We start from the raw sequence: 21,200 nt of genomic DNA, 5'->3' as shown, positions 1-21,200 counted from the left end.
CGAAAAACTATATTTTACATGGTTTGTATGCCATTGCTTTCCAAAATAGCTAAAAGATACAGACTTTCATCAACATCATAATTTTCGATACCACTTTGGTACCATTCCTGAATAATATTCAATTGATAAGGGGTATATCCCTCTGAGTCTATATTCATTCCTAACATTCCCGCTAATTGAAATTCATCCAAAACTTTTTTAGTCACAATTCGAGAAGGAATTCCGTTAGCGATTTTACCGTTCAATCTTTCATAATCAGATCTTCCAGAATTAAAACCAGAATTAAAAGCCTGACAATTTTGAACCGTAAAATTAAGTTGACAAAAAGGATTCAATCCAAGTGAATAGCCTTCCATAAAACCTTGTCTGTAAACTGGGTCGAATATATCTTCCATATCAAATGGTATTTAGTTTCTAATTAATTCTAATCAAACGTACTATTATATGTTTAACAGAAAAATTAAAATCGTTTAACGGAAAAAAAAAACTTCAATCTTCACCTTATCTGCTATTTTTATTAGTAAAAAAACAGAAAACAGCTTGATTCGAAAGTCAATTAAATATTAATTATTACTTTTATTCTATCGTTATTTTTCTGTTATTTTAAAATTATTATTGCATGAGACAACAGAATAAATACTTAAAATGACCATAAAAAGGAATTTCTTTATTTAATATTTATTTAATTTACTCCATTCTAATTTCACTGGAATATTTGATTTTTTAACAACAGTAAAATATAAAATGTATCATAATGGAATCCTATTTCAAAAAAACATTGTACGCTATTTTATTTTTACTATTTTCTTTGCAATTCAACGCACAAAATGTAAAAGTACAACCCACTTTTACCTACCTCAACTCAGCTGCAAAAACATACACCGTAGCTGACTTACCCATTATTGACCTCCCCACGGGTAGTACTATAACTTGGTACGATGCTATCACAGGTGGTACAATTGTTCCTGCAATAACACCTTTAGTTAGTGGAAAAAAATATTTTTTGGAAACTACTCCAGCAGCATCCATCGGAACGAGACTTCAAACGATTGTGTATGAAATAAATCCCACCCTAACTGCTGACAAAACATCCAATATTTGTAGTGGCGAAATAGTAACAATCACAGCCCGAGATTTCTTGTCAAACGAACAATTTTCGGAGGAAAACACTAATGGTCTTGGACTCAATTTGGTCAAAATAACACAATTTAACAATTCGACTTATTATGTTAGGCAACAAAAAATGTCTTGGGAAGATGCCAATGATCTTATCAATACCATTCCTGGTGCATCCATGTATGTTATTAATTCTGCTAACGAAGAAACCGCAGTATATGGCGCTCTAACTACTTTAGGCTTAGCTAGTGGTAGTACCGATGATGGCATAGCTTATTGGCTTGGTCTGAAACAATACGCGACCGCTGCTAATTTTAGCGACAGCGCTACTCAAGGAGGATGGTACTGGATTGACGGAACTCCTATGAGTTATACCAATTGGAGTCCCGGAGAGCCCAATGACTATCAAGATGCTCCAAGTAATATCCCACCTTATCGATTATACGATGATGGAGGTTCAAACGACGAAGACTATGCTCAATTTGATTATCAAAATCGTGGAATAAAATGGAATGACGCACCAAATGATAGCACCAATCGTAATTCATTCCCCATTTTTGAATTTACTTCTACTACAGGACTACAATGGTACCAACTCAATACAACCACGGCTAATTATGACAAACTTAATGGGGAAACAAATGACAAACTCACGGTCACCACGGTACCTGGAGTTCAAAAATACCGATTAGACATACTGCTAAATGGAGCCACTCATTCTGTATATTATGAAATTATCAAAAACGAACCTCAAGTTTACCCAATTGATACACAGCTTACCACCGCATGTTCTACTATGATTGATCCGGTCACTTTTGAAGAAAAAGCTTCATTTGATACGGCAACTTTTGAAAATACGTTATTAGGAGGACAATCAGGTGTGTTTGTTACCTATACAGATGGTAACGGAAATAGTCTCCCTAGTCCGTTACCCAATCCTTTTACAACCGCTACCCAAAACGTGACAGTGAGAGTGGCACACAATGCATCTCCTACTTGTTTTGCAACCACTACAATTCCATTTGTAGTTACTCCCAAAATTGCAATTGAAAGCATCGAAATCAATGATTTAAAACCTACAAATACGGTTATGATACAATTGCAAAATAATTTAGGACAAAATCGCTATAGCTTAAACGGAAGTAATGGCCCCTTTCAAGAATCCAACTTTTTTAATAATGTGGCTCCTGGTCGTTATGAAGTTTTTGTAAAAGACATACACAATTGTGGTTTTGACTCAAAAATTGTTTATGTCATTGGAGCTCCCCAATTTTTCACCCCAAATGGAGATGGTTATAATGATTATTGGAACATTGAAGGAATAGACAGCCGTTTTGATTCAAGCACCCGTATCCATATTTATGACCGTTATGGAAAATTTATCCAACAATTAAGCCCGTTAGATCAGGGGTGGGACGGAACATACATCAGTACTCACCTCCCCGCTTCTGATTATTGGTACACCGTAATTCTCGAAGACGGTCGGACAGCCAAAGGCCACTTTAGTCTGAAACGGTAACTTAGTTTAATTCTTTAACCGCCTAAACAAACAGTTAAACAATTAAAAAATTCAACAAACAAGCCCTTTTATTCCTCCTCTTCAAGCGTATGGGATTTTGAATAACCGCGCCATTTATCAATACAATCCTGAAAATCTTGAGGCATTTCAGTATCAAAACGCATGTATTCTCCCGTATTGGGATGAACAAATCCTAATGTTTTAGCATGAAGTGCTTGCCTTGGCAAGGCTTTAAAACAATTTTCAATAAATTGTTTGTATTTAGTAAAAGTAGTTCCTTTCAAAATCAAATGGCCCCCATAACGCTCATCATTAAATAAAGGATGTCCTATGTGTTTCATGTGTGCCCTAATTTGGTGTGTACGTCCAGTCTCTAATTGACATGAAATTAAGGTAACGTAACCAAAACGCTCCAGTACTTTGTAATGGGTTATAGCCGGTTTCCCTACTTCAGGATCATCAAAAACGGCCATTTGCATACGATCTTTTAAATGACGTGCCAAGTTTCCTTCAATAGTTCCCTTATCTTGAGCTACATTCCCCCACACCAGTGCAATATATTCTCGCTCGGTTGTTTTGGCTTCAAATTGTTTTGCCAAATGAGTCATGGCTGCTTCTGTTTTAGCAATAACCAGTAATCCAGAAGTATCTTTATCAATTCGATGAACCAATCCTGGACGTTCGCTACTGTTCATTGGCAAATTTTCAAAATGAAAAGCCAAAGCATTGACAAGGGTTCCTGTATAATTTCCGTGTCCTGGATGCACAACCAAGCCTGGCTCTTTGTTTACTAACAACAAAGCCTCATCTTCGTACACAATATTCAACGGAATTTCCTCCGGTAAAATATGGTTTTCAAATGGCGGATGAGACAACATTACTGTCACTACATCAAAAGGTTTTACCTTATAATTGGATTTGACAGGAATATCATTTACAAAAATATTTCCTTCACTCGCCGCATTTTGAATTTTATTACGAGTCGCATTGGGTATCAACCCCATTAAATATTTATCTATTCGCAACAAAGCTTGCCCTTTTGGGACTTCAAACCTGTAGTGTTCAAATAATTCTTCCTCTAAGTCGGCTGACTCTATATTATTGTTCATTTGGCATTTCATCTATTGGACTGGCAATACTGTCCGTTGGCAAACTCTCTTCATAACTCGCTTTTCCATCCCCTAAAACCAAATCAATTTTAGAACCTTTCAAGACCTTATCACCCGCATTAATATTTCTACCTTTATAACGCATTTCGAGTACCATATCCTTTCCTAAATTTGGAATATAAGTGATTGTACCTTCTTCCAATCCTAACGCTCTCAAAGTAGGCACCGCTTCTCGATAGGTTTTCTCAATCAAATCTGGAATTTTAACAGATGAAAAACCCGAAGAATTTATTTTAATATATACTTTTCTCCCTACTTTCACCTTAGCACCCGGCAAAGGATCTTGCTGTACCACGCTGTATTTAGGATAATCACTTCTATAATCCACACTGTCCAAAAGCACATACGCTAAGTCCAATTCATCTAATTTTTCCTCAACCTGCTCTTCGGTCAATTTACTCAAATCTGGTACTGTAATTTCATTGCCGTGGTCTGTAGTAAATGTTAACCAATGCATCAACAAATATCCTAAAACAACAATAAATAAAAGCGCCAATAGGGCTTGTACAAAAAATACTCGGCTAGTAAGGTATTTACGTAAACTCATAAATTAATTTTTATAATACGACAAAGATATAGCTATTTCGTTCCAAAAAAAATGATAATTTTGTTTAGCAAAAGGAGGCTTCCTTTTTTAAGGAGCTATTTCCCGCTATTCGCTCTAATCTTGTGGGGGCATAAAGCCGCCCCCACAAGGATTTCCGCTACTATCGGGGCTAGGAATTTCCGTTCCCAAACAAATCATTTTTTAAACCTGAACATCAATAGAACAATTAACAAAAGTAAAACTTCATTATATGAAAAATATTGCCATCATCATGGGCGGTTATTCTAGTGAATACAAAATTTCATTAATTAGCGGAAACGTTGTTTACCAAAACTTAGACAAAAACCTATACCATCCTTTTCGAATTCACATTTTTAAAGAAAAATGGGTATATGTAGATGAGAACGATTCTGAATTCCCGATTGACAAAAATGATTTTTCAGTAACACTTGATGGCAACAAAATCACATTTGACTGTGTATTCAATGCCATTCACGGGACACCAGGCGAAGATGGATTGATGCAAGCTTATTTTGAATTACTCAACATTCCGCAAACAGCTTGTGATTATTACCAAGCGGCCTTGACTTTTAACAAAAGAGATTTATTATCCGTTTTAAAACCCTACGGAATCAAAACGGCTATTTCCTATTATTTAAATCAAGGAGACGAAATAAAAATAGACGAAATCATTGCCAAAGTAGGTTTGCCTTGCTTTGTAAAACCAAACAAAGCGGGTTCCAGTTTCGGAATTTCAAAAGTACATACCAAAGAAGATTTGCCTACTGCTATCGAAACAGCATACAAAGAAGACAACGAAATCATTATCGAGAGTTTCCTTGATGGTACCGAAGTCTCTGTAGGGGTAATCAACTACAAAGGAAAAGTTACCGTGTTACCAATGACAGAAATCGTATCCGAAAATGATTTCTTTGACTACGAAGCCAAATATCTTGGGAAATCCCAAGAAATTACTCCTGCGAGAATTTCAGACGAATTGACCCAAAAAGTAGGAGCGATAGCCAAACGCGCCTACGAAGTATTAAAAATGAAAGGATTCTCGCGCTCTGAATTTATCATCGTAAACGACGAACCACACATGCTCGAAATGAACACCATCCCTGGAATGACTAACGAAAGTTTGCTGCCACAACAAGCCGCAGCAGCGGGTATTTCATTGCAAGATTTGTTTAGCAATGCGATTGAATTGGCTTTAAACAATAATTAAAAAACAAAACCTAATTAGTAGAAAATGCCTCAAATAGGAACCGCTATTTGAGGCATTTTTTTTTATTTCTAACACTTTATTTTCTAAATTACATTCATAAATTATACTATCATTTGAACTAATAAATTCAAACTTCTCCGAGAAAATCATTTTAATAACCGAAAAAAAACGCAAATAAAATATACCCTTCCGGGTATAATTTACTTGATATTCATTGTTTTTATACCCGATAAGGTATAATTTATAAAAAATCACTATTTTTGTACCCTAAAGGGTATAATCATGAACACATTACTTTCAGATTTCATCAAAGAAAAAAGAAAACAGCTGAACCTGACACAGCCGGAATTGGCAGAACGTGCAGGCGTTGGCCTTCGTTTCATTCGTGAATTGGAACAAGGGAAACAATCCGTTCGTTTGGATAAGGTAAATCAAGTATTAGCTTTATTTGGAAGTCAAATTGGTGTTATTAAAAAAGTTGATGAATGAGACAGGCACATGTTTTTTATAAAAGCAGTTTAGCGGGAATGATAAACGAAAATGACGACGGTTATACTTTTCAGTATGATGAAAGCTATTTGAAAAGTGAAAATTCAAAACCGATCAGTCTTACTTTGCCATTGCAAAAACAACCTTATGAAAGCAAAATACTATTTCCTTTCTTTGACGGATTAATTCCCGAAGGCTGGCTGTTAAATGTTGCCGTAAATAATTGGAAAATAAATCAGAGAGACCGGTTTGGATTGTTGTTAACGCTGTGCAAAGATTGTATCGGTTGCGTATCTGTTTTACCTAAAGAAAATTAAGGATGAAAAAGTGCTTAAATTGTTATCAGCCGCTGAATAAAGATGAAATAGATTTTCATCCGACCTGCTCTAAAAAAATGTTTGGCACAACCACCCCTCCTATCATTGATTTTGACTTAAAACAGTTAGAAGAATTAGCTAAGCAGATTATCATAAAAAGTATCGCTGTTACAGGTGTACAACCCAAATTATCATTGGATTTAGAAAAGCACAAAAACCAACTTTCAAGATTAACTATTGTAGGTCTGAATGGTGACTATATTTTAAAACCACCATCAAGAGAATATACAGAATTACCAGAAAATGAAGATGTAACCATGCACTTGGCTGAATTGGCAAAAATAAAAACTGCAAAACACACATTGATTCGATTACATTCGGGAGAGTTAGCTTACTTGACTAAACGCTTTGACAGAAAGAACGGAGAAAAGATTGCAGTAGAAGATTTTTGTCAATTAAGTAAAAATTTAACGGAGCATAAATACCGATATTCGATAGAAAAAATCGGAAAACTGGCCCATCAACACACAACAAACAAAGGTTTTGAAGCGCAACGTTTGTTTGAATTGGTTGTATTCTGTTATTTAACGGGCAATGCCGATATGCACCTGAAAAATTTTTCATTGATAGAAAATAATTTGGGTGAATACGAGTTTTCGCTTGCTTATGATTTGTTAAGCACGGCCTTAGCAATTCAAGATGACAAAGAAGAATCCGCATTAACAATCAACGGAAAAAAGAACAATTTAAAGCTAACCGACTTCAATGCATTGGCTGAATCATTAAAAATAAATGAAAAAGCACTGCAAGCAATTTACAGCAGATTTAATAACGTTTTACCTAAATGGACAACATGTATTCAGCAAAGTTTTTTATCAAAAAACACACGAGAAAACTACATCAAATTACTCCATGACCGCCATAGAAAATTGTTCCTGTAACTCGTTTTTCTGTTTCAGAAAAAGTAAAAAATTTATAAGTTTTAAACCAGTCCCCCCTTTTTGAAGAATTTTGAACATTGTTGTTTAAACCTAATAATTCCTTTCAATGTTTTATTAAGAATATTTTTTTTTAAAACTAGGGGTTACCTTTTTACCTATTTGGTATTAATAATAAAAACCTAAAATATATGAGCAAAACAACAATTACTTTAGACAAAGAGTACTTTACGATAGAAACAACGAAAGGTTTTATAAAAGATCTTGAAATAGCCTGTAAAACAATGGAAACAGATTTGTTTTTAAAACTTTTTACTAAGTATGACTTAATGGTTGAAGAATACCAAGAGGTCTTACAATTAATTATCCAAATTATGAATAGTTGGATCAAGCCTCAACAAGATACAAGTATAGTGAGAATCGAGAACTTTGATTCTAAATGTTTGTTTTGCAACATTGGGAAAAAAGTTAAAGTTTACAAATGGAACTATCGCCACTTAGGAGCTGAAAAACCTATGGACAAAGTAGTTTACCTCAAGCAAATTGCCTTCTTTTTTGAGTATAAAAACCATCAATTAGTTGAGTTTGGTGTCTGCAATGGTTATTTAGATGAAAATGATATGAATCTATTAAATGCTTAAAAAGTTATGGCTTCAGTATTATAAACGAAGCCTTAACTTTTCAACTTACACACTTTTTGGGATAGTGTCTAAACCAGCATACATGAAGTGCTTTTCAGGTTGGTAACCAGTTTCCACTTTATTCTCAGCTAAGTCAATTTTAGTTTGTTGAATTTCATCATTCAAATCCTTAATTTTTTTCTCGATAGAAGGTTTTGAAACTTCAATAGCTGTTCTTTTATCACCTTCTATTTTTTCCTTTTCTTCGTCTTTTGCAATGATTTTGTTTTGAACTTGTTGCTTTAAAAGATGCTCTTCTTTTTCATTATAAGTTTCGTCAACTAAATGTCCATCTTTAATCCATTGTAGATTAGCTTTCAAGTAAAGATGATCACCACGGTTCAATCCTGCTTTTTCAAAAGCATACTCTCTAAAGCTTCTGACCCGTTCCACTTTTTGATTGGATAAATTATCCATTTGTGCTTGAAGATTGTCATTCGCAGTTTCTACTTCTTGTTCTGATTGGTTGTTTAAAAGTTCCATCTTGTGTAAAATTTTATTTGGTTTAATTATTTATATACATAAAACAAAAAGGTAACCATCAGACTCCAAAAAGATATGCATTTACACTAAGTACCTTTTACAATCCTTATAGTAAAAAACTAAAAATCAACACCATAACATTGTTTAGGTCATAATTCAAATCTCAAATAAAAAACTTTGTACCTTAGCCCCTCAGAATCTTACTAACTCAAAACAATGAGAAAAGCCATATTTCCCGGATCCTTTGACCCCATCACTCTTGGTCACGAAGATATCATCAAAAGAGCGATTCCTCTTTTTGACGAAATAGTGATTGCCATTGGTGTCAATGCAGAAAAAAAATACATGTTCAGCCTCGAAGAAAGAAAACGCTTTATCGAAGAAACCTTCCAAAACGAACCCAAAGTAACTGTAATTACTTATGAAGGCTTGACCATTGAATTGTGTAAAAAAATCAAAGCTAATTTTATCCTAAGAGGATTGCGCAACCCCGCTGACTTCGAATTTGAGAAAGCTATTGCTCATACCAATCGCGAATTATCAAAAATAGAAACCGTCTTTTTACTAACTGCAGCCAGCACCTCCTATATCAGTTCTAGCATTGTACGTGATGTGATCAGAAATAAAGGGGAATATCAAAAATTAGTCCCAAAAGCTGTCAAAGTAACCAGCCTATAACCAAGAAAGACTTCTTAATTGCTTATTTCACTTCTATTCTTAGTACCTTAGCCTCCCTAAAAAATCATTAATGAGTATCGAAAGAGAATTATTCAAAAGAAGTGGCGGACAATGCGAACTTTGTTCCGCCACCGAAAATTTACAACCATTTGTTGTATTACCTTCTCAAAAAGGAGGCATTAACGAAAGTCTATTAGCATGCGCTACTTGTACCGACCAAATCAACAACCCAGGAAACGAAGATATGAACCACTGGCGTTGTCTTAACGATAGTATGTGGAGTGAACACGCACCAGTGCAAGTTATTGCTTGGCGAATGCTGAGTCGATTGCGCGCTGCTGGTTGGCCACAAGAATTATTGGAACAACTGTATTTGGACGAAGAAACACTAGCCTGGGCGAAGGCAACTGGCGAAGGTGAAGACGATGAAAACAAAATCATTCACCGTGATAGTAACGGGGTTGTTCTGACGCATGGTGACTCTGTAGTCCTTATCAAAGACTTAAAAGTAAAAGGCTCCAGCATGGTAGCTAAACAAGGAACCGCAGTAAGAAACATTCGCCTTGATCATGAAAATTCTGAATACATTGAAGGAAAAGTAGATGGCCAAATGATTGTCATTATCACGCAATATGTGAAGAAAATATAACTTTTTAAGTACACTGTCGGGGAATGCTTACCATCTTTGTCTAGAATTTTTTTAACTTAAATGACTATTAATTGAGCATTCCTCAATACATCGAGTGGTTAAATTTTATTTTGACAACAAATAAGACCTGTTTAAAAACACCAACTATTGATTTACATACTTTGTAAAAAACAAAACAGACCTCACCTAGAACATAACCAACTCATACACAATAACTTTTCAACACAAAAAAGGTTTTAGTTCCCTTTTTAAGACATCTTTTTTAAAGAAAAACATAAAAACAATTTAGGATAGGTAAGAAACTAACTCAAAAAAATTGTTTTGAAGTGCCTAAAATAGTATCTTTCATAACTCTTTATAGAAGAGAATTAACCTATAGCTGATTTTATGACTGTTATTATATCACTTTGTATATTATTATTAATCGCTTATCTATTTGACTTAACAGCCGGATTTACTAAAATACCTTCTGTAATTTTATTATTACTTTTAGGTTGGATTGTAAAAGAAGTCACTTTTTTCTTTGACATAAAAATTCCTAACCTCAGTTCGACCCTACCCATTTTAGGAACCATTGGTCTTATCTTAATTGTACTCGAAGGCGCTTTGGAACTTGAACTCAACCATTCCAAAAAAAACCTAATTAATAAATCGGTTTTAGGAGCTTTACTTCCTTTGTTGATTTTAGCCTTTTCATTAGCCTATGCTTTCCACTATTACACGGCTCATCCCTTTAAAGATTGTTTGGCGAACGCTATCCCATTTTGTGTCATAAGTAGTGCTATTGCAATACCTAGTGTACGAAACTTAAGTTCTAACCTCAAAGAGTTTGTAATCTACGAGAGCAGTTTGTCTGATATCTTTGGCGTAATCTTTTTTAATTTCATTGTTTTCAACACTGATTTTGGTGCAAAAACCTTTGGTTATTTTTTCCTTGAAATTTTACTCATCGTTATCATATCCTTTATCGCAACATTTTTACTTTCTTTTTTGCTCAATAAAATTGATCACCACATCAAGTTTGTTCCCATAATTCTATTAGTGATTTTAATATATGAAATTTCTAAAATTTTCCATTTACCAGCTTTGATTTTCATCTTGGTATTTGGATTGTCAATTGGGAATTTGGATGAAATTAAACACCTAAAATGGACACAGAGCTTCCGATTGGATTTGCTAAATAAAGAGGTAGCCAAATTCAAAGAACTAACTATCGAAGCTACCTTCATTATTCGGGCTTTGTTTTTTATGCTCTTTGGATTTTTAATAAAAACTTCAGAAATCATCAATCCAGATACAATAATTTGGGCAATGAGTATTGTAGGTGCTATTTACTTTTTACGCTTCTTACAATTGTATCTTTCAAAAATGCCTATTTTCCCGCTGTTGTTTGTGGCTCCAAGAGGCTTGATAACCATCTTACTTTTCTTGTCAATTGCTCCTGAGCAAGTACTGCCTTTGGTCAACAAATCCCTTATTATTCAAGTGATTTTATTGACTGCGCTAACGATGATGCTTGGTTTGATGGTATCAGCAAAACATAGGGAAATCATTATCAAAGAAAAAATTAAGGCCAAACACAGCGAACTCGATAGTAACGATACAGATACTGTAGATGAAATTGTCAATTCATAATCAACCACAAAAAACGATTCGTTCAAGTTTTTTTTGGTTATTTATAAAAAGTCGTACAATCTTAAAACGAAATGCCTTTTAATCCTTCGAGCAGTAAATCGATATCTTCTTTGGTATTGTAATGACTTAATGAAATACGCAAATTTGGTTTTTTCAAATCTTTCTCAGTTAACATTTCTGCCAAAACATGGGAGGGTTTAATGCTTCCGCTTTGACAAGCACTACCACGCGAAACCGCAATACCTTTCATATCTAAATGAAACAATAACATAGCTGTTTTATCTGTCGAAAAAGGAAATGTTGCATTCAAAATGGTCTCTATTCCGTTTTCTCCACCATTAAATGAAATTTGAGGAAAATCAGTACGTAAACTACCTATCAAATAGGATTTTAACTCTGAAATATAATTCATTTCTTCCTCCAAATTAGCATACGACAAAGCCAATGCTTTGGCCATTCCCGCTATTTGATGTACTGCTTCTGTACCGGCCCTCAATCCTTTCTCCTGTTCTCCTCCAAACAACAAGGGCTGAATGCCACTATTTTTTTTTATATAAGCAAAACCAGCACCTTTTGGGCCATGGAACTTATGAGCACTCGCTACTAAAAAATCTACCGAAACCAATTCTAAATCAATGGAGCGCTTACCGATGGACTGCACCGCATCCGAATGAAAAAGCACCTTATATTCTTTACAAAGCATACCTACTCGTTGCAAATCCAAAACTACTCCCGTTTCATTATTTACGTGCATCAAACTCACTAAAGTAGCACCTCCTTTTGAAAGAAGAGTAACTAAATGAGTCAAATCAATAGTACCATCTGGACGAACATCTACATAATCGACCGCAATACCAAATTCTTTTTCCAATTGTTGCACCACATATAATACCGCATGATGTTCCACTTTGCTAGTAATAATTCTGGTAAGGTTTAAATCTTTGACAGCTGAACGTAAAATCCAATTATTGGCCTCAGTAGCCGATGAAGTAAAAATAATTTCTTGAGCAGAAGCATTGATACACTTAGCGATTGTCTTTCTTGAAAGTTCAATAATGCTTTTACTATTGCGACCTATACTATGCGTTGAAGAGGGATTTCCATAATCCTCCATCAATACTTTGGTCATTTCTTGTACTACCTCAGGTCTAATAAAAGTAGTGGATGCGTTATCGAGATATACTTTTTTCATTGTTGCAAAGTTATGAAATATCAATTGTGATTACTTCAATATCAATTGCCATTTTTTTCGCTATTTTTGTGACAAATTTTAAACCCAATGAAAAAAATTGCAGGCTTCCTTATATTACTATTTACTTTTAATAGTTGTGATGACGGAAATTTAACTCAAGAAAATATCGATTTTGAAGCATTTACAACTCAAAGTTGTACCAATAATGATATTATTTATAAAATCAATGACAAAGAAGCTTTACTCATTGAAATTCCATCTACTAATTTTGTAAACGACCCCACCTCAGATAACTCTCCTCGAACGTTAACAATAAGTCCTACATCAAACAGGGTTGTGTACCGTTTTTACAATGGAACAATTGGAAGTGATAACATCTGCGAAACTATTCAACCTGCCACTCCTATAGTTGTGGACCAATGGTCAGCTACTTCGGGGACAATTGAAATTACTACTACCGCCATAAAATCGACTAACACTACCGACAACAGTACAAAAATTACAGGATACAATCATTTTATCAACCTGAAAGATGTAACGTTCTCCATAAAAAATGGACAACAAACTTTTAGAACACTTCCCTTTGGTGACTACACCACCACAACTACATCACTACCTTTTAATTTTGAAAAAATATTAACAAAATGCAGCAACTCCAATGTGATTTATGATTTTAAGAGTTTTGAAGCCATACTCTTAGACATTGACCCTACTCTAATTGTAAACGAAGCTACTCCTGCTAATACTCCAAGAACTGGTCTTATAGGAACCACCACAAATAAACTTACATACCGATACTTTTCAGGATTATTGAGTAGTGCTTACTTTTGTAATGCTACTACTCCTACCACACCTGCTCTAAGCGAAGAATGGAATGGTGTTGCAGGCGTAACTAATACAAGCGGAATTATAGAAGTAACCACAACTACTAACGGACCTAATTCATTCAAACACACCATTACCCTTAGAAAAGTAAGTTTAAAAAAAGGAAACAGTAGTTTTACTTTGGGAGATAATTATATTCTGGGGGAATTGTTCACCACAAATTAATTTTTTCTGATTTTGTATCAAAAACCATAAAAAAGCTCGTTTTTTTAATGAAAAAACGAGCTTTTATTTTTAGGCAAATTCATTACTTATTTTTGCTTTGACGAATGTAAACTTCCGTTGCTCCTTGACCGTATTTTTGATAATTAGCTTCTTGAAAATCAATAGCATCATAACGCCCGAGTAAAAAATCCAATTCGGCTTTCAGCACGCCTTCACCAACACCATGAATAAAAACAATCTTTGGAATTCGATTTTTAATCGCAAATTCGATGTGTCTTTTAGCAGTTTCGGATTGTAATGTCAAAATATCATAATTAGACATTCCGTGTTTATTTTTAACCAATTTTTCAATATGTAAATCAAATTCGGGAACTGGTTGTTCGTTTCTACTTTTTCTTTCTTTAACAAAATTTCGAGGCTTAGCAACTGTTTTCTCCTTTTTAACTTCACTCAAATTCACTCTTTTGACTGCCTCTTCAATACTGTTGGAATCACTTAATTTAACCAACTCATTTATAAAAAAAGTCATTACAAATCCATCTGTTGTTTCAATTTCTACCTGATTTTCTATTACTGAAAGCACAACACCATCAATTGCGTCATCAAGTACCGAAACTTTATCTCCTTTAATCAATTCCATTATTCTCTTTGTTTTTATTTTTACTTGGCGTTTTAGCACTCAGTCGCATCATTCCGTACATAAAAACAACAAATGCTCCTACCTTGACATAAATCATTTTTTCAGCACTCATTTGCCCTAATAACAATAGCAACACAGCTAAAACAAGCAATACAATCTTTAGTATTTTCATTCTTCTTTATATCTTTTTCAAAATTAATAAATAAAAAAACAACCACCCTTTCTTTCTAAAACCTTTATCATTTTTTTGTAATTTTCCTAAAAAAAAATCATTTTGGAAAACACGCTCCCTCTTCTACCCTGTCTTAGCAAAACATTTTTTCAAATAGACTGTTTAGGATGTGGTTTTCAACGTGCTTTTATACTCTTCATTCAGGGAGAATTCAATGCCGCTTTTACAATGTACCCTGCCATTTATTCCACTTGCCTGTATCTTCTCTTTATGGTTTGGTATCTGCTTTTCATGAAAGTTAAGAACCAAAATCTTATTTTTTCAGTGACAGTCGCAAATCTTATTTTTATGGTAGTGGGATATTTCTTTAAACACTATTTCTTATAAGAAATCTAAAACTTATCCCAATACTAACTCTGATTCAAAATACTTCAATATATTTGTGAAACAGAATCTATTTTATTTAAAAAATGCTACAACGTACCACTACTCATCTGTCACCATCTCATATCGAATTGATCTTGTGTTGCTGTTGTTGCTAAATCCATTTTTCAACCACTTTTCTTGATCCATTAACCTTTCAATCTAATAATCATGACAAAAAATCTGATTATCCAAAATATAGGGGCTCTCAAAAGCCACTTAAACATCAATTATAGTATTAAAACTAAAACAGAAGCTTTTACTAAACAATTGTTTTACACTTTATTTGATTCTAGTGCTGATTTGAACAGCAGTATTGATGAACTTGAAAAAATATTCAAAGAAATCTCCAAAATTGCTTGTCAAAAACCCCAAAACGTATGTGACTCGATTTGGGAAAAATTCCTTTCTAGCTTGCCATTGGTACTCGAAAAATTAAATCAGGATGCACAATTCATCCTCGAGAACGACCCTGCTTCAAACAGTATTGAAGAAGTTTACTTAGCCTATCCTGGTTTTTACGCCATCGCTATCTACCGATTGAGCCATGAATTATACAATTTAGACCTTTTGTTATTTTCCAGATTAATGAGCGAATATGCCCATCAAATCACGGGAACCGATATTCATGCAGGTGCTCAAATTGCCTCTCCATTTTTTATCGACCATGCCACAGGAATCGTTATCGGGGAGACAACTGTAATTGAAAAAAATGTCAAAATTTATCAAGGAGTTACGCTAGGCGCGCTAAGTGTTAGCAAGGACATGAAAAACGCCAAACGTCATCCTACTGTAGAAAAAAATGTGTGTATTTATGCCAATGCTACCATTTTAGGTGGGGAAACAACCATAGGCAAAGACAGTATCGTAGGAGGAAATGCATGGGTAACCAAATCCATCCCTGCTAAATCAATTGTGTTAAATACTACAACTACCGAAGTAAAAGTTAAAGAAATCAAATAATCCAGAATCATCAAAACCCGATTCTGACAACTCAAATAACAATTGCATGATGAAACCTCAAAAATTAGTTGACTTAATAGGGAACACTCCTTTGGTTGAAACAGTCAACTTGGTTCCCAATAAAAACGTAAAACTACTTTTAAAGCTTGAAGGAAATAACCCTGGGGGAAGCGTCAAAGACAGGGCTGCTTACTATATGATAAAAGGTGCCCTTGACCGTGGCGAAATCAAAAAAGGAGATAAACTTATTGAAGCCACGAGTGGAAATACTGGAATTGCTCTTGCCATGATTGCCCAATTATTAGGCATCGAAATCGAGCTAATATTACCCGAAGATTCTACAAAAGAACGTACACAAACCATGCGTGCGTATGGAGCTACTGTTATTTTAACATCTGCCAAAGAAGGCATCATAGGTTCTAGAGATTATGCAGATAAAAAAGTAGCCGAAGGGGGCTATATCATGCTAAATCAATTTGCTAATGATGACAACTGGAAAGCACATTACCATACCACAGGTCCCGAAATATGGAGAGATACCGCCGGAGAAATAACACATTTTGTGTCTGCAATGGGAACTACAGGAACTATTATGGGAACTTCTACTTTTTTGAAAGAAAAAAATTCTAATATACAAATCATTGGTGCCCAACCGAGTGAGGGTTCCCAAATTCCAGGAATTCGCAAATGGCCTCAAGAATATTTACCAAAAATATTTAACCCTTCCAAAGTCGATCAAACCATTGACGTTTCCGAAGCCGAAGCCCGCGCCATGACAAAACGCTTGGCACTGGAAGAAGGGATATTTGCAGGAATGAGTAGCGGCGGTTCCGTGGCAGTAGCTGTAAAAATTGCCAACCAACTAGAATCAGGTGTAGTGGTTGCTATAATTTGTGACCGTGGTGACCGTTATTTGTCTTCTGACCTTTTTGACTAAAAATAATTTCACAACACAAAAAAAGGCTCGTTTTTCAATAAAACGAGCCTTTTTTTTACGTTGGAACCGACTTATTTGTTCCCTTTTTCAAAATCAGCAACAAACTGTGCCAATCCAATATCTGTCAAAGGGTGTTTCAACAATCCAGCAATAGCAGACAATGGTCCTGTCATCACGTCTGCTCCAATTTTGGCACAGTTTACAATATGCATCGTGTGACGTACAGAAGCTGCTAATATTTGTGTTTCATATCCGTAGTTATCATAAATCTCTCTAATTTCTTGAATCAAATTCAATCCATCAGTTGAAACATCATCCAAACGACCAATAAAAGGAGAAACATAAGTTGCACCAGCTTTAGCCGCTAATAAAGCTTGACCTGCTGAGAAAACTAAAGTTACATTTGTTTTAATCCCTTTATCCGAAAAATACTTTGCTGCTTTTACACCTTCTTTGGTCATGGGTAATTTAACCACGATTTGCTCGTGTAAATCAGCCAATTCCTCTCCCTCTTTTACCATTCCGTCAAAGTCCAAAGCATTTACTTCAGCACTTACATCTCCTTCCACGAGATTGCAAATATCCACATAATGTTTCAAGATATTATTTTTCCCTGTGATTCCTTCTTTAGCCATCAATGATGGATTTGTCGTTACCCCGTCTAAAACGCCTAATTCTTGCGCTTCTTTAATCTGAGCTAAATTAGCCGTGTCAATAAAAAATTTCATACTTATCTATTTATATTAATTGTCTCAATATTTGGGCGTGACCCTACGTAAAAACTACGGGTCGGGCTATTCGTTACAAGTCCTCGTATTATTTCGCTATCGCTACATAATACTGTGGGCTTTCCACTACTATCCCTCACGCATTCCATCTCATAATCAAGTTTTTGTTTCCCAAAAACAACGCAAATTTACAGTTTAAAATCTAAATTTAGCACCTATAGCCAAATCAATTCGCCATAAATTTTCCTTTTCATTGTCTTCTTCAAATTTAACTTTTTGCTTACTGCCATCGGGATACGTTAGCGTAACTTTATTCAAAACTCCTCCAACAAAATTCACTTGAGGTCCCACCAAAAAATTCGGACTTATTCTAAATTGATAACCAAAACCACCAACAATTCCTAAATTACCTCCTTTTATAGTCATTCTATTTCCTGAAAAAGTAGCCAAATCTTTGTAGCCCATATATCCCAAAGCCAACTCCATTGTTCCTTCCCCTACTCGAGCACGTTGCCCTTCACTGTATAGAAAAGAAGCACCTATAAATTGAATTGCAATAGCATCAGAAACAGTCCCCGTCCATGTAGAACCATCTCCTAATTCTATCGTTTGATTTGATAAGGAACCACTCGATTTATAAGCATTATATTTTAGTCCAAATCCCGTATTTTCATCTTTCATGTAGTAACCCGACAACTCGTAACCCAAACCCGATTTCAATTTTTTAATATATGCTTTTTGTTCAGCAGAGGCATTCTCTGGTGTCTTAGCCACCCTAAAACTAGGGCCAACAGTAGCAATCACAATAAATCTTGAATCCTTATTTTTTTTAAAAATCCCACTAGATGTAGCGATTACAGCAGCTGCTTCGCCATTTTCAATACGTTTATTTTCAACATAATCGTTTGTTTCTGTTTGTATTGGACTGGTATTATTCCAATTGCTTTTTAAGCTTTTGATGTCTTCTACCAATAATAAATCCGCTTTTATCCTATGACAAGAACTTCCAAAAACACTTGGATAAATATGCTTTGTTATGCGTAAAACATTGGCACCGTTTTTCAACGCTTCATTTTTAAGCAAATCAATCATTACATTGTACCCACAATTTACCGTAAAACCACTATCTCCTGCTTGAGTTTCACCTATTTTTTTATAAGGTATGCCAAAAGGTGTATTTTCAGGAATGACAACAACTTCTTGAAAAGCCAATTGAATCCCTTGATTGTGAGTAACTTTCGTTACAATTCTAGGAGAACAAGAAATGAAAAATATTGGAATGAGAAGTAAATAGATGTTTTTCATATTAGGATTGTTGATTTACAACTTATAATGATTCATTAGCATTTTTTCATACAGTTTATCAGGTAAAATTCGCTTCAACACAATCGAAAACTTTTGCATAAAAGCCCCTACTTTATAATGTACTTTTGGTTTAGAGGTTTGGATAATTTGATAGACTGCCACAGCCATATCTAGTGGATCACTACCACTATCTACATGTTCGTCCATTGTTCTTAGCATCTGCCCATATACCTTTTCATAAGCTGAGCCTGAAAGCACAGGGGCATGATAACGACCAGAGGCAATATTAGTAGCAAAATCTCCGGGAGCCACATTGGTAATTTGAATTCCAAATAGTTTTACCTCCATCCGCAAAGCCTCTGTTATCAATTCTAAAGCTCCTTTAGAAGCCGAATAAACCGAACGATACGGCAATCCCATGTATCCTGCAATCGAAGTTATATTGATAATTAATCCCGATTTTTGAGCACGCATTTGTGGCAAGACCGCTTTCATCACTTCAATGGGACCAAAAAAATTAGTCTCAAAATTATTCTTGATTTCCTTAGTGGGAATTTCCTCCAAAGGACCTGTAATTCCAACACCTGCATTATTAATCACTACATCAATACGCCCTGAACGTGCGATAATTTCAGTTACGGCTGTCTGGATAGTACTCACTTGCGTCACATCTAAAGTGAGTAATGGAAATACAGAATTCGTAATTCGCTCTGGATTACGACTGGTACCATAAACCGTGAATCCTTTTTGATGCAAAAACTCGCCAATTGATTTCCCAATTCCCGAAGAACCTCCTGTAATCAAAACTACTTTACTCATGATGCTACCTATTATATATGGACATTACTTTTAAAACTAAGTTTTATATACTAAAATAAAATTCACCATTAAGAAGTTAAGAGTCATTAAGGCTTCATTTTTCTTAACTTCTTAATGGTTAAAATTCATATTATTTACAAAATGAAAATGCTTATAATTCTAAACATTTAATCCGTTCGAGATAAACCTTAATTTAAAAACGTCCAAAAATAAAAAAATCTTCACTAAGGAAGACTACGTTTGTGTTATTTAAAAAAAGGCAAGCGACCTACATCGCACCGCTCAACCACTTACCCTTGCTATGTTCCCATCCTGGGGGAGTCAGCAGGAGCTGGTCGTGTAGGACTTGCCGGTGCAAATATACAATCTTTTTATATTTTTGCAAGGGCTTTGCACTCTTAAAAATAACATTGTATATTGGACTAATTAATAATTCAATCATGAAAAAACATAACTTACTATATGTCATTTTATTAGGAATGACAATTACTAATTGCGGATATAAAAAAAAAGGTGAAAATTCTATCTTTAGCTTTGATTCAGCAAAATATTCAGCACAATACCAACCTCAAGACAAAATCGATTTAGGTATAGTAAATCTTAACGAAAAAGAAATTGACAGTATTGTGTACTATGTTAATGACCAAAAAGTAGGCACAACTAAAGGGAATACAAAATTACCTTTGGAATTTAAAAATCAAAAATTAGGATACCAAAACCTAAAAGCTTTGGTTTACTATGAAGGCCAAAGTGCTGAAACAACCGCAAGAGTAGAGCTTGTTTCCAATGTTACCCCAAAATTATTAAAATACAAAATCATAAACACCTACCCACACGATACCAATTCCTTTACTGAAGGTCTTGAATTTTACAAAGACACATTATACGAAAGCACGGGACTAAAAGGCAAATCCTACATCAGAAAATACGATTATAAGACAGGAAAAGTTTTCCAACAAACTGATTTAGATGCAAAATATTTTGGGGAAGGCATTACAATTTTGAATGATAAACTTTACCAATTGACTTGGCAAGAAAAAACAGGATTTATATATAATGCTAAAACCTTAAAATTAGAAAAAACCTTTGCTTACGAAAAAGATATTGAAGGCTGGGGAATGACAAATGATGGTACACATTTGTACCAAACAGACAAAACAGAAAAAATTTGGAAAATGAATCCAGCTACTCAAAAAATGATTGACTACATTAATGTTTATGCCGGAAATGCCAAAATAAAAGCCATTAATGAATTAGAATGGATTGAGGGTAAAATATACACCAATGTATGGATGAAAGACGCCATAGCCGTAGTAAACCCTACAAATGGTGCCGTTGAAGGAATCTTAGATTTATCAGGATTACGAAAATTTACAAACGCTACAATTGACGATGTTTTAAACGGAATAGCTTATAACCCTAAAACAAAAACTATTTTTGTGACTGGAAAAAATTGGGATAAGATGTTTGAAATTACCGTCTCAGAATAACCGAAATAAAAAAAGGAGCAAAATGCTCCTTTT

24 protein-coding genes and 1 other RNA gene are annotated in these 21,200 nt (G+C 34.7%); 14 read left to right on the top strand and 11 right to left on the bottom strand.

Annotated features, from left to right (window positions below; genetic code table 11):
- Positions 1-14: 14 nt before the first annotated feature.
- Positions 15-395, bottom strand: coding sequence for a hypothetical protein (locus K5R64_RS16515; RefSeq protein WP_220765011.1), 381 nt, complete (start codon positions 393-395; stop codon positions 15-17).
- Positions 396-754: 359 nt separating this feature from the next.
- Between K5R64_RS16515 and K5R64_RS16510 the strand changes: the two genes are divergently transcribed.
- Positions 755-2,635 carry a T9SS type B sorting domain-containing protein gene (locus K5R64_RS16510; protein ID WP_220765010.1) on the top strand — a complete coding sequence of 627 codons (1,881 nt, stop codon included), beginning with the start codon at positions 755-757 and terminating at the stop codon, positions 2,633-2,635.
- Positions 2,636-2,703: 68 nt separating this feature from the next.
- Here K5R64_RS16510 and K5R64_RS16505 read toward each other — a convergent pair whose 3' ends face one another.
- Together K5R64_RS16505 and K5R64_RS16500 are read right to left on the bottom strand one after the other, a co-directional pair.
- The gene (locus K5R64_RS16505) at positions 2,704-3,744 is read right to left on the bottom strand and encodes an RluA family pseudouridine synthase (RefSeq protein WP_220765009.1); all 1,041 of its coding nucleotides are present in this window, start codon (positions 3,742-3,744) and stop codon (positions 2,704-2,706) included.
- Positions 3,734-4,351, bottom strand: coding sequence for a PASTA domain-containing protein (locus K5R64_RS16500; protein ID WP_220765008.1), 618 nt, complete (start codon positions 4,349-4,351; stop codon positions 3,734-3,736). Before K5R64_RS16500 ends, K5R64_RS16505 begins: the two co-directional genes overlap by 11 nt.
- A gap of 250 nt (positions 4,352-4,601) precedes the next feature.
- On the opposite strand from K5R64_RS16500, the gene K5R64_RS16495 reads away from it, so the two are divergent.
- The 5 genes from K5R64_RS16495 to K5R64_RS16475 all read left to right on the top strand — a co-directional run bounded on the left by K5R64_RS16495 (position 4,602) and on the right by K5R64_RS16475 (position 7,964).
- Positions 4,602-5,579, top strand: a complete 978-nt coding sequence (locus K5R64_RS16495; RefSeq protein ID WP_220765007.1) for a D-alanine--D-alanine ligase — start codon at positions 4,602-4,604, stop codon at positions 5,577-5,579.
- Positions 5,580-5,861: 282 nt separating this feature from the next.
- Positions 5,862-6,068 carry a helix-turn-helix transcriptional regulator gene (locus K5R64_RS16490; RefSeq protein ID WP_220765005.1) on the top strand — a complete coding sequence of 69 codons (207 nt, stop codon included), beginning with the start codon at positions 5,862-5,864 and terminating at the stop codon, positions 6,066-6,068.
- Positions 6,065-6,385: a HipA N-terminal domain-containing protein gene (locus tag K5R64_RS16485; RefSeq protein ID WP_220765003.1), complete on the top strand. Its 321-nt coding sequence runs from the start codon at positions 6,065-6,067 to the stop codon at positions 6,383-6,385. The genes K5R64_RS16490 and K5R64_RS16485 overlap by 4 nt, the downstream gene beginning before the upstream one ends.
- A 2-nt stretch (positions 6,386-6,387) precedes the next feature.
- Positions 6,388-7,326 (top strand): HipA domain-containing protein, encoded by a 939-nt coding sequence (locus K5R64_RS16480; protein ID WP_220765001.1) that lies wholly within the window; start codon positions 6,388-6,390, stop codon positions 7,324-7,326.
- A gap of 188 nt (positions 7,327-7,514) precedes the next feature.
- Positions 7,515-7,964, top strand: coding sequence for a hypothetical protein (locus K5R64_RS16475; RefSeq protein ID WP_220764999.1), 450 nt, complete (start codon positions 7,515-7,517; stop codon positions 7,962-7,964).
- Between the two features lie 45 nt (positions 7,965-8,009).
- On the opposite strand, the gene K5R64_RS16470 is transcribed toward K5R64_RS16475, so the two are convergent.
- Positions 8,010-8,486, bottom strand: coding sequence for a hypothetical protein (locus tag K5R64_RS16470; protein ID WP_220764997.1), 477 nt, complete (start codon positions 8,484-8,486; stop codon positions 8,010-8,012).
- A 216-nt stretch (positions 8,487-8,702) separates the two neighbouring features.
- Here K5R64_RS16470 and coaD point away from each other — a divergent pair, with 216 nt between their 5' ends.
- The 3 genes from coaD to K5R64_RS16455 all read left to right on the top strand — a co-directional run bounded on the left by coaD (position 8,703) and on the right by K5R64_RS16455 (position 11,448).
- Complete coding sequence (gene coaD, locus K5R64_RS16465) at positions 8,703-9,164, top strand: pantetheine-phosphate adenylyltransferase (protein WP_220764995.1); 462 nt, start codon at positions 8,703-8,705, stop codon at positions 9,162-9,164.
- Between the two features lie 70 nt (positions 9,165-9,234).
- A complete protein-coding gene (locus K5R64_RS16460; protein WP_220764993.1) occupies positions 9,235-9,813 on the top strand; it encodes an alkylphosphonate utilization protein in 579 nt (192 codons plus the stop codon).
- 387 nt (positions 9,814-10,200) lie between these two features.
- Positions 10,201-11,448 carry a cation:proton antiporter gene (locus K5R64_RS16455; RefSeq protein ID WP_220764991.1) on the top strand — a complete coding sequence of 416 codons (1,248 nt, stop codon included), beginning with the start codon at positions 10,201-10,203 and terminating at the stop codon, positions 11,446-11,448.
- A gap of 61 nt (positions 11,449-11,509) precedes the next feature.
- Here the strand turns inward: K5R64_RS16455 and K5R64_RS16450 are convergent, their stop codons facing one another.
- Positions 11,510-12,640 carry a cysteine desulfurase family protein gene (locus K5R64_RS16450; protein WP_220764989.1) on the bottom strand — a complete coding sequence of 377 codons (1,131 nt, stop codon included), beginning with the start codon at positions 12,638-12,640 and terminating at the stop codon, positions 11,510-11,512.
- 87 nt (positions 12,641-12,727) lie between these two features.
- Between K5R64_RS16450 and K5R64_RS16445 the strand changes: the two genes are divergently transcribed.
- Positions 12,728-13,690: a hypothetical protein gene (locus tag K5R64_RS16445; protein WP_220764987.1), complete on the top strand. Its 963-nt coding sequence runs from the start codon at positions 12,728-12,730 to the stop codon at positions 13,688-13,690.
- An 82-nt stretch (positions 13,691-13,772) separates the two neighbouring features.
- Here K5R64_RS16445 and K5R64_RS16440 read toward each other — a convergent pair whose 3' ends face one another.
- Together K5R64_RS16440 and K5R64_RS16435 are read right to left on the bottom strand one after the other, a co-directional pair.
- On the bottom strand, positions 13,773-14,330 hold the full coding sequence (locus K5R64_RS16440; protein ID WP_220764985.1) for a Smr/MutS family protein: 558 nt from the start codon (positions 14,328-14,330) through the stop codon (positions 13,773-13,775).
- Positions 14,317-14,502, bottom strand: a complete 186-nt coding sequence (locus tag K5R64_RS16435; RefSeq protein ID WP_220764983.1) for a hypothetical protein — start codon at positions 14,500-14,502, stop codon at positions 14,317-14,319. The genes K5R64_RS16440 and K5R64_RS16435 overlap by 14 nt, the downstream gene beginning before the upstream one ends.
- Positions 14,503-14,604: 102 nt before the next feature.
- Here K5R64_RS16435 and K5R64_RS16430 point away from each other — a divergent pair, with 102 nt between their 5' ends.
- From K5R64_RS16430 to cysM, 3 genes are all read left to right on the top strand, one after another.
- Positions 14,605-14,889, top strand: coding sequence for a DUF2752 domain-containing protein (locus tag K5R64_RS16430; RefSeq protein ID WP_220764981.1), 285 nt, complete (start codon positions 14,605-14,607; stop codon positions 14,887-14,889).
- 207 nt (positions 14,890-15,096) lie between these two features.
- Positions 15,097-15,888, top strand: coding sequence for a serine O-acetyltransferase EpsC (epsC, locus tag K5R64_RS16425; protein WP_220764980.1), 792 nt, complete (start codon positions 15,097-15,099; stop codon positions 15,886-15,888).
- 49 nt (positions 15,889-15,937) lie between these two features.
- Positions 15,938-16,825 carry a cysteine synthase CysM gene (gene cysM, locus K5R64_RS16420; RefSeq protein ID WP_220765161.1) on the top strand — a complete coding sequence of 296 codons (888 nt, stop codon included), beginning with the start codon at positions 15,938-15,940 and terminating at the stop codon, positions 16,823-16,825.
- A 71-nt stretch (positions 16,826-16,896) separates the two neighbouring features.
- On the opposite strand, the gene fsa is transcribed toward cysM, so the two are convergent.
- From fsa to ffs, 4 genes are all read right to left on the bottom strand, one after another.
- Entirely contained in the window at positions 16,897-17,553 is a 657-nt protein-coding gene (fsa, locus tag K5R64_RS16415) for a fructose-6-phosphate aldolase (protein WP_220764979.1), read from the bottom strand.
- A 195-nt stretch (positions 17,554-17,748) separates the two neighbouring features.
- Positions 17,749-18,858 carry a hypothetical protein gene (locus tag K5R64_RS16410; protein WP_220764978.1) on the bottom strand — a complete coding sequence of 370 codons (1,110 nt, stop codon included), beginning with the start codon at positions 18,856-18,858 and terminating at the stop codon, positions 17,749-17,751.
- A 15-nt stretch (positions 18,859-18,873) separates the two neighbouring features.
- On the bottom strand, positions 18,874-19,677 hold the full coding sequence (locus tag K5R64_RS16405; protein WP_220764977.1) for an SDR family oxidoreductase: 804 nt from the start codon (positions 19,675-19,677) through the stop codon (positions 18,874-18,876).
- Between the two features lie 254 nt (positions 19,678-19,931).
- Positions 19,932-20,029, bottom strand: an RNA gene (gene ffs / locus K5R64_RS16400) — signal recognition particle sRNA small type.
- 88 nt (positions 20,030-20,117) lie between these two features.
- Between ffs and K5R64_RS16395 the strand changes: the two genes are divergently transcribed.
- Positions 20,118-21,167 (top strand): glutaminyl-peptide cyclotransferase, encoded by a 1,050-nt coding sequence (locus tag K5R64_RS16395; protein ID WP_220764976.1) that lies wholly within the window; start codon positions 20,118-20,120, stop codon positions 21,165-21,167.
- The last annotated feature ends 33 nt before the right edge of the window (positions 21,168-21,200 follow it).

The sequence above is a fragment of the Flavobacterium sp. UMI-01 genome (assembly GCF_019656315.1).
Classification (GTDB): domain Bacteria; phylum Bacteroidota; class Bacteroidia; order Flavobacteriales; family Flavobacteriaceae; genus Flavobacterium.
This window is presented reverse-complemented; position numbering and strand designations above follow the sequence as displayed.

Coding starts and splice junctions, on each gene's coding strand:
- K5R64_RS16515 (WP_220765011.1), bottom strand. CDS start 395: ATGGAAGATATATTCGACCCAGTTTACAGACAAGGTTTTATGGAAGGC.
- K5R64_RS16510 (WP_220765010.1), top strand. CDS start 755: ATGGAATCCTATTTCAAAAAAACATTGTACGCTATTTTATTTTTACTA.
- K5R64_RS16505 (WP_220765009.1), bottom strand. CDS start 3,744: ATGAACAATAATATAGAGTCAGCCGACTTAGAGGAAGAATTATTTGAA.
- K5R64_RS16500 (WP_220765008.1), bottom strand. CDS start 4,351: ATGAGTTTACGTAAATACCTTACTAGCCGAGTATTTTTTGTACAAGCC.
- K5R64_RS16495 (WP_220765007.1), top strand. CDS start 4,602: ATGAAAAATATTGCCATCATCATGGGCGGTTATTCTAGTGAATACAAA.
- K5R64_RS16490 (WP_220765005.1), top strand. CDS start 5,862: ATGAACACATTACTTTCAGATTTCATCAAAGAAAAAAGAAAACAGCTG.
- K5R64_RS16485 (WP_220765003.1), top strand. CDS start 6,065: ATGAGACAGGCACATGTTTTTTATAAAAGCAGTTTAGCGGGAATGATA.
- K5R64_RS16480 (WP_220765001.1), top strand. CDS start 6,388: ATGAAAAAGTGCTTAAATTGTTATCAGCCGCTGAATAAAGATGAAATA.
- K5R64_RS16475 (WP_220764999.1), top strand. CDS start 7,515: ATGAGCAAAACAACAATTACTTTAGACAAAGAGTACTTTACGATAGAA.
- K5R64_RS16470 (WP_220764997.1), bottom strand. CDS start 8,486: ATGGAACTTTTAAACAACCAATCAGAACAAGAAGTAGAAACTGCGAAT.
- coaD (WP_220764995.1), top strand. CDS start 8,703: ATGAGAAAAGCCATATTTCCCGGATCCTTTGACCCCATCACTCTTGGT.
- K5R64_RS16460 (WP_220764993.1), top strand. CDS start 9,235: ATGAGTATCGAAAGAGAATTATTCAAAAGAAGTGGCGGACAATGCGAA.
- K5R64_RS16455 (WP_220764991.1), top strand. CDS start 10,201: ATGACTGTTATTATATCACTTTGTATATTATTATTAATCGCTTATCTA.
- K5R64_RS16450 (WP_220764989.1), bottom strand. CDS start 12,640: ATGAAAAAAGTATATCTCGATAACGCATCCACTACTTTTATTAGACCT.
- K5R64_RS16445 (WP_220764987.1), top strand. CDS start 12,728: ATGAAAAAAATTGCAGGCTTCCTTATATTACTATTTACTTTTAATAGT.
- K5R64_RS16440 (WP_220764985.1), bottom strand. CDS start 14,330: ATGGAATTGATTAAAGGAGATAAAGTTTCGGTACTTGATGACGCAATT.
- K5R64_RS16435 (WP_220764983.1), bottom strand. CDS start 14,502: ATGAAAATACTAAAGATTGTATTGCTTGTTTTAGCTGTGTTGCTATTG.
- epsC (WP_220764980.1), top strand. CDS start 15,097: ATGACAAAAAATCTGATTATCCAAAATATAGGGGCTCTCAAAAGCCAC.
- cysM (WP_220765161.1), top strand. CDS start 15,938: ATGAAACCTCAAAAATTAGTTGACTTAATAGGGAACACTCCTTTGGTT.
- fsa (WP_220764979.1), bottom strand. CDS start 17,553: ATGAAATTTTTTATTGACACGGCTAATTTAGCTCAGATTAAAGAAGCG.
- K5R64_RS16410 (WP_220764978.1), bottom strand. CDS start 18,858: ATGAAAAACATCTATTTACTTCTCATTCCAATATTTTTCATTTCTTGT.
- K5R64_RS16405 (WP_220764977.1), bottom strand. CDS start 19,677: ATGAGTAAAGTAGTTTTGATTACAGGAGGTTCTTCGGGAATTGGGAAA.
- K5R64_RS16395 (WP_220764976.1), top strand. CDS start 20,118: ATGAAAAAACATAACTTACTATATGTCATTTTATTAGGAATGACAATT.